Source organism: Caulobacter mirabilis (genome assembly GCF_002749615.1).
Taxonomy (GTDB): Bacteria; Pseudomonadota; Alphaproteobacteria; order Caulobacterales; family Caulobacteraceae; genus Caulobacter; species Caulobacter mirabilis.
The window spans coordinates 2,141,468-2,156,429 of record NZ_CP024201.1 but is presented as its reverse complement, the minus strand read 5'-3'; the positions used below and the strand labels follow the sequence as shown (position 1 = coordinate 2,156,429).

Here is a 14,962-nt window from a genome sequence, read left to right as displayed (position 1 = left end):
GGGAACGCTATCAGCCCTTCGCCAGGGCGGCCAGTTGGGTCAGGATCTTCTCGGCGGCGTCGAGACGTTGGGCCGGCGTGTCCCACTCGCCCTTCACCACCACCTTCTGGTCCGGGCGGATCTTCCAGAGGATCTGGTTGCGGGCGATGAAGCCGATCAGGGCGCCGGGGTTGGCGAACTCGTCGTTGCGGAACGACAGCACCGCGCCCTTGGGTCCAACGTCGATCTTGGCCACGTTGGTCTCGCGGCACAGGCCCTTGATCCCGACGACCTTGAGCAGGCTGCCGGTCTCGGGCGGCAGCGGGCCGAAGCGGTCGATCATCTCGGCGGCCAGGGCCTCGCGGTCCTGCGCCTTCTCGGCCTCGGACAGGCGGCGATAGAGGGCCAGGCGCACGTTCAGGTCCGGCACATACTCGTCCGGGATCATCACGGCGGCGCCGGTGTTGATCTGGGGCGACCAGCCGCGGTCGGCCAGCAGGGCCTCGGCGCCCTGGCGCTGGCGCAGCTCGGCGACGGCGTCCTCCAGCATCTGCTGGTACAGCTCGACGCCGATCTCCTTGATGTGGCCGCTCTGCTCGTCGCCGAGCAGGTTGCCGCCCCCCCGGATGTCGAGATCGTGGCTGGCCAGCTGGAAACCGGCGCCCAGGCTGTCGAGCGACTGCAGCACCTTCAGCCGCTTCTCGGCCGACAGGGTCAGCTGCCGCTCGGCCGGCGTGGTCAGGTAGGCGTAGGCGCGGGCTTTGGACCGGCCGACGCGGCCGCGGATCTGGTACAGCTGCGCCAGGCCGAACATGTCCGCCCGGTGGACGATCAGGGTGTTGGCCGACGGGATATCGAGCCCGCTCTCCACGATCGTCGTGGCGAGCAGCACATCGTACTGCCCCTCGTAGAAGGCGGTCATCACCTCCTCGAGCTGGGTCGGGGCCATCTGACCGTGGCCGACGACGTACTTCACCTCGGGGACCTGGACGCGCAGGAACTGCTCGATGTCGGTCAGATCCTTGATGCGCGGCACCACGAAATAGGTCTGGCCGCCGCGGTACTTCTCGCGCAGCAGCGCCTCGCGAAGGGTCACCGGATCCCAGGGCGTGATGTAGGTCCGCACCGCCAAGCGATCGACCGGCGGCGTGGCGATGATCGACATCTCGCGGATGCCGCTCAGCGACATCTGCAGGGTCCGCGGGATCGGGGTCGCGGTCAGGGTCAGCATATGCACGTCGGCGCGAAGCTCCTTGAGCTTCTCCTTGTGCTTGACGCCGAAGTGCTGCTCCTCGTCGACGATGACCAGGCCCAGGTCCTTGAAACTGACCTGCTTGCTGAGCACGGCGTGGGTGCCGACGATGATCTCGACCTCGCCGTTGGCCAGCCCCTCGCGGGTCTCGGCGGCCTCCTTGGCCGGCACCAGACGCGACAGGCGGCGGACCTTGATCGGCCAGCCCTGGAAGCGGTCGCTGAAGGTCTTGAAGTGCTGGCGGGCCAGCAGGGTCGTCGGGCAGACGATGGCGACCTGCTTGCCGCTCATCGCCATGATGAAGGCCGCGCGCAGGGCGACCTCGGTCTTGCCGAAGCCGACGTCGCCGCAGATCAGGCGATCCATCGGCTTGCCCGAGCCCAGATCTTCCAGCACGTCGTGGATGGCGCTCAGCTGGTCGTCCGTCTCCTCGTAGGGGAAGCGGGCGCAGAACTCGTCGAACAGGCCGGACGGCGGATCGGTCTCCTCGACCGACTTCAGCTGGCGGGCGGCGGCGATCTGGATCAGCCCCTCCGCCATCTGGCGCAGGCGTTCCTTGGCCTTGGCCTTGCGGCTCTGCCAGCCGGCGCCGCCCAGCTTGTCCAGCTGCACGCTCTCGCCGTCGGCGCCGTAGCGGGTCAGCAGGTCGATGTTCTCGACCGGCAGGTAGAGCTTGCTGTCGCCGGCGTAGTGCAGCTCCAGGCAGTCGTGCGGCGCCTGCTGGACCTCGAGGGTCTTGAGCCCCTCGTAGCGGCCGATGCCGTGGTCGATGTGCACGACCAGGTCGCCGGGCGTCAGGGCGCTGGCCTCGGCCAGGAAGTTGGCGGCGCGGCGCTTCTTGCGCGGGCGGGCCAGGCGGTCGCCAAGGATGTCGGTCTCGGAGATGACCGCCAGGTTGTCGGTCTCGAAGCCGGCTTCCAGCGGCAGGACCACACGCTGCGGCGTCTTCGGGTCATTGGCCTTGGCCGCCTGCCAGTAGGCGGCGAACGGCACGCGGCTGAGGCCGTGATCGCCCAGCATGGTCCCCAGGCGCTCCGACGAGCCCTCGGTCCAGGAGGCGAACAGGACGCGCTTGCCCTCGGCCGTCTTGGCCTTGGCGTGTTCGGCGGTGGCCTGGAACAGGTTGACGCTGTCCTGGGCGCGCTCGGCGGCGAAGGTGCGGCCCAGCTTGGCGCCCATGTCGACGACGGTCGGGCCTTCCTGCTGGAACGGCGTGAACCAGCGGTTGGCGCGCTCGGCGAAGCGCAGCGCCAGTTCCTCGGCCGTCAGGTACAGGCCTTCGGGCGCCAGCGGACGATAGGCCGACTTGCGGTCGGCGCTGGCGCGGGCGTCATAGGCGTCGGCGATCATGTCCAGGCGTTCGCGCTCGGCCTCGGCGACCAGATGGTCGACCCCGACCAGAGCGCCGTCCGGCAGATAGTCGAATAGCGTCTCCATCCGCTCATAGAAGAGCGGCAGCCAGTGCTCCATGCCCGCGCGGCGGCCGCCTTCGCTGACCGCGGCGTAGAGGGCGTCCTCGCCGGGCGCGCCGAACTGGCCGACGTAACCCCTGCGGAACCGGCTGATGGTGTCGGCGTCGACCAGGGCTTCGCTGACCGGCAGCAGGTCCAGCGCCTTGAGCTGGCGGGTCGAGCGCTGGGTCTCCGGGTCGAAGCCGCGGATGCTCTCCAGGGTGTCGCCGAACAGGTCCAGGCGCACCGGCTCCTCGGCGGTCGGCGGGAAGACGTCGATGACCCCGCCGCGGATGGCGAACTCGCCGCGTTCCGACACGGTGGAGGCGCGGACGTAGCCATTGACCGCGAAATAGCGCTCAAGGTCGGCGATCAGCACCTCCGCGCCGGGCCTGGTCGAATAGCCGGCGCGGGCCACGACCTCGCGCGGCGGAACGCGCTGGAGCACCGCCGGCGCGGCGGTGACCAGGATGGCGGGTTTCTTCGGGTCCAGGCCCCGGGCCAGGCGGGTCAGGGTCGCCATCCGCTGGGCGGCGACGGCGGCCGACGGTCCGACGCGGTCGTACGGCAGGCAGTCCCACGACGGGAACTGCAGGATCTCCACCTCGGGGGCGAAGAAGCCCATCGCGCCCTCGAAGGCGCTGGAGCGGGTCCCGTCGCGGGCGACGAACACCGACAGGCCGCCGCGGGCGCGGGCGATGTCGGCCATGACCAGGGCGTCGAAGCCTTCCGGCGCGCCGGTCAGGTCCAGGCGACCCTCGTCGCGGGCGACCTTCTTCAGTTCCGCGGCGCTGGGACCCTCGCCGTCACGCGCGCCCTCACGCGCCCCCTCACGCGCCAAGACGCGGCGCCCCGGTCGAGGGATCGAAGGCCTTCAGCAGCGCCATGATCTCGTTGTCGAACTGCGGCGGCGTCGGCGTGCGGCCCAGGAACCACTCGTAGATGTCCTGGTCGGCCTCATCCATCAGCGCTTCGAGCAGGTCGAGCTGCCCGGTCGTGAACTTGGGACAATAGAAGTCCGCAAACGGCCCCAGAAGGAGGTCCGCTTCCCGGAAACCACGGCGCCAGGCGCGAAGCCTGATCTTCTTGAGGCGTACGTCGTCCATGCAGGTGGGCGGATATAGAGCGGTGCGCAGCTGGGCGCCAGTGCGGGGTGAGGCTTTGCGTGGTTCGAGCCCCGGATCAAGTCCGGGGTCGCCCAAAGCTCGCTCCTCACCATGACGAATGTGGGTAGGCCTAGCTGACTTCGTCATCCTGAGGAGCGATCCCTCAGGATCGCGTCTCGAAGGACGCACGGCGCTCGCGCTACACTCCCGCCATGCGCCCGGAGATTCTGTTCCCGCTGTTCGCCCCGATCTCGACGCTCAAGGGCGTCGGGCCGAAGGTCGAGCCCCTCGTCGAGCGGGTCGCCGGGCCGCTGGTGCGCGACGTGCTGTTCCTGGGGCCGCAGTCGCTGATCCACCGCACCCCGACCACCGCCGACCGCGTGGTCGACGGCCAGGTCCAGACCCTGATCGTAGAGGTGGTCCAGCACACCCGCCCGATGCGCCGCGAACAGCCCTGGAAGGTGAAGACCTTCGACGGCACGGCCTTCCTCACACTGATCTGGTTCAAGGGTCACGGCGACCATCTGACCCGCGCCCTCCCCGTCGGCGAAAAACGCGTGGTCAGCGGCAAGGTCGAGCGGCGCGGCTCCGAGATCCAGATGGCCCACCCCGACTACATCCTGCCCGTCGAACGGGCGGCCGAGATTCCCGAGGAAGAGGCCGTCTACCCCGCCACCGCCGGGCTGGCGGCGCGCAACGTCCGCAAGCTGGCGCTGGAGGCCCTGAGCCGTGCGCCGGAACTGGTGGAATGGCAGGATCCCGCCTGGCGGAAGCGCGAGGGGTTCGTCGGCTGGCGCGAGGCGCTGGAGCTCTACCACAACCCCAGGACCGAGGCCGACCTGTCGCCGGCCTCGCCCCATCGGCGGCGGCTGGCCTTCGACGAACTGCTGGCCCATCAGCTGGCCCTCGCCCAGCGCAAGGCGGCGCGGCGCTCCCATCCGGGCGCGATCGTGCCGGCGGGCGAGATGGCCGGCCGCATCGAGGCCGCCCTGCCCTGGAAATTGACCGGCGCCCAGATCCGCGCGCTCAGCGAGGTGCGCGGCGACATGCAGTCGGGCGAGCGGATGAGCCGGCTGCTGCACGGCGACGTCGGCGCCGGCAAGACCATCGTCGCCATGCTGGCGATGGCGGACGCAGCCGACGCGAGGATGCAGTCGGCCCTGATGGCGCCGACCGAGATCCTGGCCCGACAGCATTTCGAGACCGTCGCCGCCCCGCTCGAGGCTCAGGGGGTGCGGGTGATCCTGCTCACCGGCCGCGACAAGGGCGGGGTGCGGGCCGAAAAGCTGATGGCGCTGATGGACGGAACCGCCCAGGTCGCCGTCGGCACCCACGCCCTGTTCCAGGACGACGTGAAGTTCCGCGACCTCGGCCTGACCGTCATCGACGAGCAGCACCGTTTCGGGGTCAACGAGCGCAAGCGACTGCAGGCCAAGGGCGAGAGCGCCCACCTGCTGGCCATGTCGGCCACGCCGATCCCGCGGACGCTGGAGCTGACCGTCTTCGGCGACCTGGATGTCAGCCGGCTGGACGAGAAGCCGCCGGGCCGCACGCCGGTGGCCACCCGGGCCGTTCCCTCGCCGCGCATGGGCGAGATCGTCGAACGGCTGAAGCAGGCGGTGAAGGACGGGGCCCAGGCCTTCTGGATCTGTCCGATGGTCACCGAGAGCGAGACCGTCGACCTGGCCGCCGCCGAGAAACGGGCCGAGACTCTGCGCAAGGTGATGGGCGCGCCGGTCGGCCTGGTCCACGGCCAGATGCCCGCCGCCGAGAAGGACGCGGTGATGGCCGAATTCGCCGAGGGCCGCCTGCCCCTGCTGGTGGCGACCACGGTGGTCGAGGTCGGGGTCAACGTGCCCAACGCCACCATCATGGTCATCGAACAGGCCGAGCGCTTCGGCCTGGCCCAGTTGCACCAGCTGCGCGGGCGGGTCGGGCGCGGGCGGCGCGAGAGCGCCTGCGTGCTGCTGTACGATCCGCCGCTGTCCGATACCGCCCAGCAGAGGCTCGACATCCTGCGCAAGACCGACGACGGCTTCCTGATCGCCGAGAAGGACCTGGAGCTGCGGGGCGGCGGCGACCCGCTGGGGCTCAAGCAGAGCGGTTTTCCGGCCTACCGGCTGGCCGATCCGGCCGCCCATCGCGAGCTGATCGCGGCGGCGGCGGACGACGCCCGGCTGATCCTCGCCCGCGACCCCGACCTGTCCTCGCCGCGGGGCCAGGCCGTGCGGGTGCTGCAGGAACTGTTCGACTGGAAGCCGGCGGGTTTGACTGACGCCGGGTGAAGCGTCCCAATCGGGCGCCATGAGCGATCTCGAATCCGCCCTCAACGCCGTCGCCGGCCAGCTCGGCGGCCGGTCCGTCACCGATCTCCGCCGCCTGTCCGGCGGCGCCAGCCAGGAGACCTGGGCCTTCGCCCTGGACAGCGGCCGACCGCTGATCCTGCGCCGCAAACCGGCCGGCTCCGACAGCCCGACCGGCGGCCAGGTCACCCTGGCCATGGAGGCCGCGCTGATCCAGGCCGCCGCGAAACAAGGCGCGCCGGTCCCCGAGGTGCTCTACGTCAGCGCCCCGGGCAGCGACATCGGCGAGGCCTATGTCATGGGCCGGGTCGAGGGCGAGACCCTGGGCAAGCGCATCGCCGTCGGCGAGGCGTTCGTCGCCGTCCGCCCCAAACTGGCCTTCCAGTGCGGCCAGGTGCTGGCCCAGATCCATTCCATTCCGCTCGAAGGCCTGCCCGATCTGAATCGGTCGAGCGCCCTCGGCGAGCTGGACCGGTTCGAGGACTCCTACCGCCGCATCGGCGCCAAGCGCCCGATCTTTGAGACCGCCTTCCGCTGGCTGCGGGAGCGGGCGCCCGACCTGCCCGAGCCGGTCCTGGTCCATGGCGACTTCCGGAACGGCAACATCATGTTCCAGCCCGATGTCGGCGTGGCCGCCGTGCTGGACTGGGAGCTGATCCACATCGGCGACCCGGCCGAGGACATGGGCTGGCTCTGCACCGCCTCCTGGCGCTTCAGCGGACGGAAGCCCGTGGGCGGCTTCGGCGACTACGAGGACCTGCTGGCCGGTTACGAAGCCGGCGGCGGGACGCCGATCCCGCTGGAGCGGGTGCTCTACTGGCAGATGCTCGGCTCGCTGAAGTGGGGCGTCATGTGCCTGGGCATGTACACCTCCTTCGCCACCGGCGTGGACCCGTCGATCGAGCGGGCCATGATCGGGCGCCGGACCTCGGAATGCGAAATCGACCTCATGGCGCTGCTGGAGCGGGCCCGATGATCACCCACCCGACCGCGACCGAACTGCTCGATGGCGTCATCCGGTTCATCGAGGAGCGCGCCGCCCCCCAGCTGAAGGACCGCGACGCCTTCATGTGCCGCGTGGCCGTCAACGCCCTGGCCGCCGTGAAGCGCGAGATCGAGCAAGGCCCGGCCGCCGAGGCCGCCGCCGTCGAGCGCCTGCGCGCCATCCTCGGCCGCGACGGCGATTTCGCCACGCTGAACACGGCCCTGAGCGAAGGCATTCAGGATGGGACCATCGACCCGGCCGCGCCGCAGGTCATGGCCCATCTGCACGCCAGCATCGTCGACCAGGTGCGCATCGACCAGCCGAACTACGCCGGGCTGAAGACGCTGGAAGGCTGAGCTGGGACATGTACCGCAGGTACGTGTCCCTCGCTCTGAACCCGCCGCCGGAACGGGGACACGCACCTTCGGAGCATGTCCCCGGAAGTCAGTTGTCGATCCGGTGGATCGGCGACGGCTCGATGGCGATCGACGTCTCGATCGGGGCGGCGGCCTTGGGATAGGCGTCGCGGCCCAGCAAGGTCGAGACCCGCGCCTGGGCGTCGGCCTCCAGGTCGCCGTAGAACAGGTTGTAGGGCGGGACCTTCAGCCGGTCCGCCCAACCGCCCGCCGCCTTGAAGGCGCTGGACTTGGGCTTGCCCACCTCCAGCAGACCGTCGACGCAACGTGCGCCGACCTGCCGCCGCAGCAGGCCCGGGCGCGCGCCCCACTCCAGGCCGGTGGCGTTGACCGCGCCGAGGTTGTCCTTGTCGGGCGCCGGCGCGTCGCTGCGGGCGCCGAGCAACGGGTTGACGCACAGCGCCGGCCGATCGCGCAGGTCGACCAGCAGGTCGCGATCGTTCCAGACCAGGGCCCGGCTCAGCCGCTCCTTGCCGTCGATGTCGCCGCGGGTCGCCCAGGCCACGACGCAACGCGCCTGACTGCGCATCCAGCAGGCCGGGATAGCGGCCTGCGCCCCGTACTCGTCGGCGGGAACCACCGTCTCGATCAGATAGGCCCCGGCCAGGCGGCTCTTCAGAGCGGGATTGGAGGCGACCTCCTCGCGCAGCAGCCGCGCCGCCAGCAGACCGCCCTGCTCCACCCCGACGATGACCAGCGGCCGGCCGCCGTCATAGTGGTCGCGCCAGTACCGGAAGGCCGCGCGGACATCCTCGTAGGCGAAGCGACGGGCGCTGCGGGCGTCCTCGCGCAGGGTCAGCTGCGAGTACAGGCTGGCCTGGCGGTAGTGGGGCGCGAAGATCCGGCCGACCCGCGCATAGGGGCCCGCGTAGTTGGGCAGCATCACCCGCGTCAGCTGGCGGCGGGCGTCCTGGTCGCGGTACGGCCCATTCCAGTGCTCGCCGCCGTCATAGGTGGTCGGGTGGATGAAGAAGACATCGGCCGGCAGCGCCGCCGGCGGGTTGGGGTCGACGGCGATCGCCCAGGCCTGCGGCGTCCCGTAGTCCGGCGCGCCGGGCGGGGTGTAGGTCTGGAACGGGACTTTCGGATCCAGGGCCGTGCGGATGATGTCCACCCGCAGCACCCACGCCGCCGCCCCCAGGATCGCGGCGACCAGCACCACGCCCAGGAAGATCCAGCGCTTGTAGCCCTTCAGACCCCACATGGCGCGATGGTTACACGCACGAGCGTCCCCTCGCTACCGGTAGGGATCGGCGGCGTTGAGGTACTTCTGGACGTATTCGGTGATGCCGTCCTCGAGCGGGGTCATCTGGCCCGGATAGCCGGCCTCGCGCAGGCGATCCATGCTGGCCTGGGTGAAGTACTGGTACTTGTCGCGGATCGCCGGCGGCATCGGCACATACTCGATGTCCGGCTGCTTGCCGGCGGCGTGGAACACCGCCTCGGCCATATCCTTGAACGAGCGCGCCCGGCCCGAGCCCAGGTTGAAGACGCCGTTCACCTGCGGGTTGTCGAACAGCCACTGAACCACGTCGGCGACGTCGCGGACGTAGACGAAGTCACGCAGCTGGCCGCCGTCCTCGTAGTCCGGGTTGTGGGACTTGAAGAGCTGGACGGTGTGGCCGGCCTTCACCTTCGGCCATATCTGCGAGGCGACCGACTTCATCGACGCCTTGTGCTCCTCGTTGGGGCCGTAGACGTTGAAGAACTTCAGCCCGACCCACTGCGGCGGCGCGTAGTCGCGGGCGGCCTGGCGGGCGGCGAACAGATCGAACAGCGACTTGGACCAGCCGTAGGCGTTCAGCGGCCGCAAGCCCTTGAGGCTGTCCAGATCGTTGCGGTCGTCGAACCCTTCGACGCCGTCGCCATAGGTCGCCGCCGACGAGGCGTAGATGAACCGGCGCTGGCGGTCCGTGCACCAGCGGTACAGGTCGCGCGACAGGCAGAAATTGTTCTCGATGATCTTGTCGGCGTCCGGCTCGGTGGTCGAGCTGATGGCGCCCATGTGGATCACCATAGCCACGTCCTGCCAGCGCTTCTCCAGCCACTCGAACATGTGCTCGGGCCGGACGATGTCGCCGACGGGGTGCTTGGCGATGTTCTTCCACTTGCCGAGCTCGGCGGTCTCCAGCCAGTCGCAGACGACCAAGTCCAGGGTCGGATCCTCGGCCAGTTTGGCGACGATGTTGGAGCCGATGAAACCGGCCCCGCCGGTGACGAAGACGATGCGGCGGGTCATGGACTACTGGGCCTTCTCGGTGATGCGGGCGATGGCGGCGGAGGTCGAATAGCCCTCGACGATCGGGGCGAGCTTGACCTCGCCGCCCCAGGACTGGACCAGCTCGTGGCCGACCACGGTCTCGACGGTGTAGTCGGCGCCCTTGACCAGGACGTCGGGTCGGGCGGCCTTGATCAGCTCGATCGGGGTGTCCTCGTCGAACGGCGCGACCAGGTCGACATGCGCCAGGCCCGCCAGCACCAGGGCGCGGGACTCCAGGTCGTTGACCGGCCGCCCCTCCCCCTTTAGCGCCCGGACCGAGCGGTCGCTGTTCACGCCGACGATCAGCCGGTCGCACCAGGCTCGCGCCTGGGCCAGGTAGGCGACATGGCCCTTGTGCAGGATGTCGAAGCAGCCGTTGGTGAAGCCGACCGTCAGGCCCGCCTCGCGCCAGGCCTGGGCCTTGGCCGCGACCTGGGCCGGCGTGGCCAGCTTGGCCTCGGCTGGAGCCATATGGGCGGCGATCTCGGCTTCGACCAGCTCCTGCGGCAGGACCACGGCGGTGCCAGCCTTGCCGACCGCCACGCCGCTGGCCAACAGAGCGAACTCGACGGCCGCCTGCGGCGAGGCCTTGGCGGCCAGGGCCAGACCCAGAGCGGCCAGGGCGGTGTCGCCGGCGCCCGACACGTCGAACACCTCGCGCGGGCGTCCCGGGAAATGGACGACGTCCTGGCCGCGGACCGCCAGGCTCATGCCCTTGGCCGCGCGAGTGACCAGCACGGCCTTGGCCCGCGACAGGTCCAAGGCCCGCCTCAGGGCCGCCTCGACCTGCTCGTCGGTCTCGGTCGGCAGTTCGGTGGCGGCCGCCAACTCCGCGGCGTTCGGCTTGACGATGTCGGCCGCGCCGTAGCGGGCGAAGCTGCGGGCCTTGGAATCGACGATCAGCACCGCGCCCGAAGCCTGGGCCGCGGCCAGGCAGGCCTCGATCACCGCCTGGGTCACCGCGCCCTTGCCATAGTCGCTGAGCAGGATGGCGCCGGCGTCGGCCGTCGCGTGCCGCACCGCGCCCAGCAGCTTGGCCTCGGCGTCCTTGCCGATCGGCCGGGCGTCCTCGGAGTCGACCCGCAGCAGCTGTTGGCCAGCGGCGACGTAGCGGGTCTTCACCGTGGTCGGGCGGCCGCGCTCGGCGATCAGGTGACCTTCCATGCGCTCGTCGGCGCCAATCATGCCCAGGGCCTCGTTGGCGGCGGCGTCGTCGCCGACCACCCCCGCCAGCGCGGCCGACCCGCCCAGCGAGGCGACGTTGCGGGCGACGTTGCCGGCGCCGCCGAGCATGGCGATGTCGCGGGCGCGGGCCAGCACGGGAATCGGCGCCTCGGGCGAGGTGCGGCTGACCTCCCCATAGACGAAGCGGTCGACCATCACGTCGCCCACGCAGGCCACGCGCGCGCCGGCGACCAGGGACAGCAGCGACTGGAGGGAAGCGAGATCCATGGCGAGAGGGTGTGGGCTTTGACGTCGGGGCGGTCAAGCGGGGGTGTGGCGTCCTTCACAGTCGGGGACATGCTCGGGCGCAGCCCGTGCGTGTCCCCTAAGCGCAAGCTGGCGGGGACACGCACCCTGCGGGAGCATGTCCCCTAGCCCGACGACGACTCAGAACTCGTCATCCTGAGGCGCGCGCTTCAAGCGAGCGTCTCGAAGGACGCAATGATAGACCGGCCCCATGACCTCGCCCGCCCCCGCCATCCTCTGGTTCCGCCAGGACCTGCGGCTGGCCGACAATCCGGCGCTGGCCGCCGCCGCCGCGAGCGGACGGGCGGTGATCCCCCTCTATGTGCTGGACGAGACCGCCCGGCCGCTCGGCGGCGCCTCGCGATGGTGGCTGGAGCGGTCGCTGGCCGCCCTGGACGCGGACCTGCGCGCGCGAGGTTCGCGGCTGGTCTTCCGCCGGGGCGATCCCAGGCTCCAGATCGGCGAGCTCGTCGCGACGACCGGGGCGGAGGCGGTGTTCTGGAACCGGCTCTACGACGGGCACAGCGTCGCCAGAGACAGCGAGCTGAAATCCGACCTGAAGGCCGACGGCGTCGAGGCGATCTCGTGCAACGGCGGCCTGCTGGTCGAGCCCTGGACGGTAAAGACCGGCGCCGGCGATCCGTACAGGGTCTTCACACCCTACTGGCGGGCGGCTCAGTCGAAGATCGAGCCCCTTCCGGCGCTCGATGCGGAAACACAGATTTCCGCGCCAAACCATTGGCCTGACAGCGATAATCTTTCCGACTGGAAGCTGTATGAGCGTCGCCCCGACTGGGCGAAGGGCTTCAACGACTGGACGCCGGGCGAAGCCGGAGCGCGGGCGGCGCTGGCGCGGTTCCTGGACGAACCCGCAGCAACCTACGCCGAGGACCGCGACCGGCCGGACCGTGTCGGCACATCGCGCCTGTCGCCGCACCTGCATTTCGGCGAGATCGGGCCGCGGCAAGTTTGGCGGGCCCTCCGTGGGCGTGACCTGCCGGCCGGCCAGGCCGACAAGTTCCTGGCCGAGATCGGCTGGCGCGAGTTCAACCACCATCTGCTGTTCCACTGGCCCGATCTGCCCATCCGCAACTTCAAGTCCGAATTCGACCGGTTCGAATGGCGCGACGATGAGCCCGGCTTCCGCGCCTGGGCCCGGGGCCTAACCGGCTATCCGATCGTCGACGCCGGCATGCGCGAGCTGTGGGCCACGGGCTGGATGCACAACCGTGTGCGGATGATCGTCGCCTCTTTCCTGATCAAGGACCTGATGATCGACTGGCGACGCGGCGAGGCCTGGTTCTGGGACACCCTGGTCGACGCCGACATCGCCCAGAACGCCGGGAACTGGCAGTGGGTCGCCGGCTCGGGCGCCGACGCCTCGCCCTGGTTCCGGATCTTCAACCCTGTGACCCAAGGGCAGAAGTTCGATCCAGATGGCGACTATGTTCGCAAATGGATTCCGGAGCTTGCGGGCCTTTCCTCAAAGACGGTTCATGCCCCCTGGATCGCCTCCGACAGCGAGTTGCAGTCCGCCGGGGTCAGGCTGGGGGAGACCTATCCGCGGCCAGTCGTCGATCACGCCGAGGCGCGCGAACGCGCGCTGGACGCCTATGTTCCCGTCCGCAACGGCTGACGTCTGACAATTCCGCGAGGTCGGTTTGAACGGCCTACCCTCTCGCAATGCGTGAAAAAGCGATGATATCCTCATCATGCTGGATGGGAGCATCGCTGATGACGGTGACTGAGCTTACCCCCGCCACGACCGGTCCCGGATGGGAGACGCCGGCCTTCAAGGCCGCCCCCGCCGTGTTCAGGACCGCTGTCAAAGTCTGTGGCGAGAACTGGCGTTACGGGACTCTGACCTTCGTGCTCCCGAGCGGCGAGGAAATCGTCTGCAAGGGACCGGAACCAGGCCCGGACGGGCGGCTGATCGTCCGCGACTACCGCTTCATTCGCCGCTGCCTGTCGGCCGGCTCCATCGGCTTCGCCGAAGGCTACATGGCCGGGGAATGGGAGACGACCGACCTGTCGGCTCTGCTCACCGTCTGCGCCATGAACTTCGAACGGCTGCAGGCCCTGGTCCAGGGCAATCCGATCGTGCGGGCGATCGACTTCGTCGCCCACATGCTCCACCGCAACGACCGCAAGGGGTCGAAGAAGAACATCCACGCCCACTACGACCTGGGCAATCCGTTCTACAGCCTGTGGCTCGATCGCAGCATGACCTACAGCTCGGCGGTCTATGACCGGCCGAACGAGCCGCTCGACCAGGCCCAGCACAACAAGTACGCGGCGCTGGCCCGGTCGATGGGGCTGGAGAGCGGCCAAAGCGTGCTGGAGATCGGCTGCGGCTGGGGCGGCTTCGCCGAGTTCGCCGCCCGCGAGGTCGGCGCCAGGGTCACCGGCATCACGATCAGCCAGGAACAGTACGATTTCGCCCGCAAGCGCCTGTTCGACCAGGGTCTTTCGGAGAAGGCCGACATCCGGCTGGTCGACTATCGCGACGTCGACGGCAAGTTCGACCGCGTGGCCTCGATCGAGATGTTCGAGGCGGTGGGCGAGGAGTTCTGGCCGGCCTATTTCGGCAAGATCCGCGACGTGCTGACGCCGGGCGGCCGCGCCGGCCTGCAGATCATCACCATCCGCGACGAGCTGTTCGGCAGCTATCGCCGGCACGCCGACTTCATCCAGAAGTACATCTTCCCGGGCGGCATGCTGCCCAGCGAACCGGCGTTGAAGCCGGTGATCGAGACGGCCGGACTGGACTGGCAGAGCGTCATGCGGTTCGGCCAGGACTACGCCGACACCCTGGCCGAATGGGGTCGCCGCTTCGAGAGCGCCTGGGACCAGATTCGCCACCAGGGTTTCGACGAGCGGTTCCGGCGGATGTGGAACTACTACCTCGCCTACTGTGAGGCCGGGTTCCGCACGGGCCGCACCGACGTGATCCAGCTGAGCCTGGGCAGGACCTGACCGCCTACCTCCGCCGAGCGTTCCCGCCGTCGCGGGGACGCTCGGAGAGTTTGAGCCGTCGCCGCTTCCCCTTCAGGGCTTGCATCGCGGCCGCCGAGAAGCACTAATGAGACTCGTTCGCAAGAATGAGGCTCCACCATGGACGACGCTCTCGCCGACGAGAAGGCCCTGCGCCAGGTCTACGCCGAACCTTCCAAGCAGGTGATCGACAAGGCGTTCCCGTTTCTCGACAAGCACAGCCGGCGATTCATCGAGCTGTCGCCGTTCTTCTGCATCGGCTCCAGCCGGCCGGACGGCCTGGGCGACGTCAGCCCGCGCGGCGGCGAGCCGGGGTTCGTGCATGTGCTGGACGACGTCCGCCTCGCCTTCCCCGACCGCCCCGGCAACAACCGCCTCGACACCCTGACCAACATCACCCTGAACCCGGCGGTCGGGCTGCTGTTCTTTCTGCCCGGCGTCGAGGAGATGCTGCGGCTGAACGGCGTGGCCGAGGTCACCACTCGCGAGGATCTGATGGAGCGCTTCACCCATGAGGGAAAGCGGCCCCGCTCGGTCGTCGTGATCGAGGCCAAGGAGGTCTATTTCCACTGCTCCAAGGCCCTGAAGCGGTCGGACCTGTGGAACCCCGACAAACGCCTGCCCAAGGGCGGCTTTCCGACCCTGGGCCAGATCGCCCGCGACCAGTTCAAGACGATCATCCCGGCCAAGGTCATCGATTTCGCCCTGGGCCAGGACGCCAAGAAGAACCTTTACTGACGGGCCGG

11 protein-coding genes are annotated in these 14,962 nt (G+C 69.5%); 6 read left to right on the top strand and 5 right to left on the bottom strand.

Annotated elements, in window-relative coordinates; all coding sequences use genetic code 11:
* Positions 1-10: 10 nt before the first annotated feature.
* Positions 11-3,463, bottom strand: a complete 3,453-nt coding sequence (mfd, locus tag CSW64_RS10640; RefSeq protein ID WP_425430376.1) for a transcription-repair coupling factor — start codon at positions 3,461-3,463, stop codon at positions 11-13.
* 49 nt (positions 3,464-3,512) lie between these two features.
* Positions 3,513-3,884 carry an FAD assembly factor SdhE gene (locus CSW64_RS10635; RefSeq protein WP_342745856.1) on the bottom strand — a complete coding sequence of 124 codons (372 nt, stop codon included), beginning with the start codon at positions 3,882-3,884 and terminating at the stop codon, positions 3,513-3,515.
* A gap of 116 nt (positions 3,885-4,000) precedes the next feature.
* On the opposite strand from CSW64_RS10635, the gene recG reads away from it, so the two are divergent.
* Genes recG through CSW64_RS10620 form a run of 3 tightly spaced genes read left to right on the top strand, consistent with a single transcriptional unit; the run spans position 4,001 to position 7,432 of the window.
* Positions 4,001-6,073 (top strand): ATP-dependent DNA helicase RecG, encoded by a 2,073-nt coding sequence (gene recG, locus CSW64_RS10630; protein ID WP_099622082.1) that lies wholly within the window; start codon positions 4,001-4,003, stop codon positions 6,071-6,073.
* Positions 6,074-6,092: 19 nt separating this feature from the next.
* Entirely contained in the window at positions 6,093-7,067 is a 975-nt protein-coding gene (locus tag CSW64_RS10625) for a phosphotransferase family protein (RefSeq protein ID WP_099622081.1), read from the top strand.
* Positions 7,064-7,432: a DUF6285 domain-containing protein gene (locus tag CSW64_RS10620; protein ID WP_099622080.1), complete on the top strand. Its 369-nt coding sequence runs from the start codon at positions 7,064-7,066 to the stop codon at positions 7,430-7,432. The genes CSW64_RS10625 and CSW64_RS10620 overlap by 4 nt, the downstream gene beginning before the upstream one ends.
* Before the next feature lie 88 nt (positions 7,433-7,520).
* On the opposite strand, the gene CSW64_RS10615 is transcribed toward CSW64_RS10620, so the two are convergent.
* From CSW64_RS10615 to rfaE2, 3 genes are read right to left on the bottom strand one after another with little or no spacing between them, the layout of a single operon-like run.
* Positions 7,521-8,696 carry a DUF3089 domain-containing protein gene (locus tag CSW64_RS10615; protein WP_099622079.1) on the bottom strand — a complete coding sequence of 392 codons (1,176 nt, stop codon included), beginning with the start codon at positions 8,694-8,696 and terminating at the stop codon, positions 7,521-7,523.
* 33 nt (positions 8,697-8,729) lie between these two features.
* The gene (rfaD, locus tag CSW64_RS10610; protein ID WP_099622078.1) at positions 8,730-9,731 is read right to left on the bottom strand and encodes an ADP-glyceromanno-heptose 6-epimerase; all 1,002 of its coding nucleotides are present in this window, start codon (positions 9,729-9,731) and stop codon (positions 8,730-8,732) included.
* Between the two features lie 3 nt (positions 9,732-9,734).
* Entirely contained in the window at positions 9,735-11,204 is a 1,470-nt protein-coding gene (rfaE2, locus tag CSW64_RS10605) for a D-glycero-beta-D-manno-heptose 1-phosphate adenylyltransferase (RefSeq protein WP_099622077.1), read from the bottom strand.
* Between the two features lie 229 nt (positions 11,205-11,433).
* On the opposite strand from rfaE2, the gene CSW64_RS10600 reads away from it, so the two are divergent.
* The 3 genes from CSW64_RS10600 (at position 11,434) to CSW64_RS10590 (ending at position 14,954) form a co-directional block, all read left to right on the top strand.
* Positions 11,434-12,858: a cryptochrome/photolyase family protein gene (locus tag CSW64_RS10600; protein ID WP_099622076.1), complete on the top strand. Its 1,425-nt coding sequence runs from the start codon at positions 11,434-11,436 to the stop codon at positions 12,856-12,858.
* Between the two features lie 98 nt (positions 12,859-12,956).
* Positions 12,957-14,198: an SAM-dependent methyltransferase gene (locus tag CSW64_RS10595; RefSeq protein ID WP_099622075.1), complete on the top strand. Its 1,242-nt coding sequence runs from the start codon at positions 12,957-12,959 to the stop codon at positions 14,196-14,198.
* Positions 14,199-14,336: 138 nt separating this feature from the next.
* Entirely contained in the window at positions 14,337-14,954 is a 618-nt protein-coding gene (locus CSW64_RS10590) for a pyridoxamine 5'-phosphate oxidase family protein (RefSeq protein ID WP_099622074.1), read from the top strand.
* Positions 14,955-14,962: the final 8 nt, after the last annotated feature.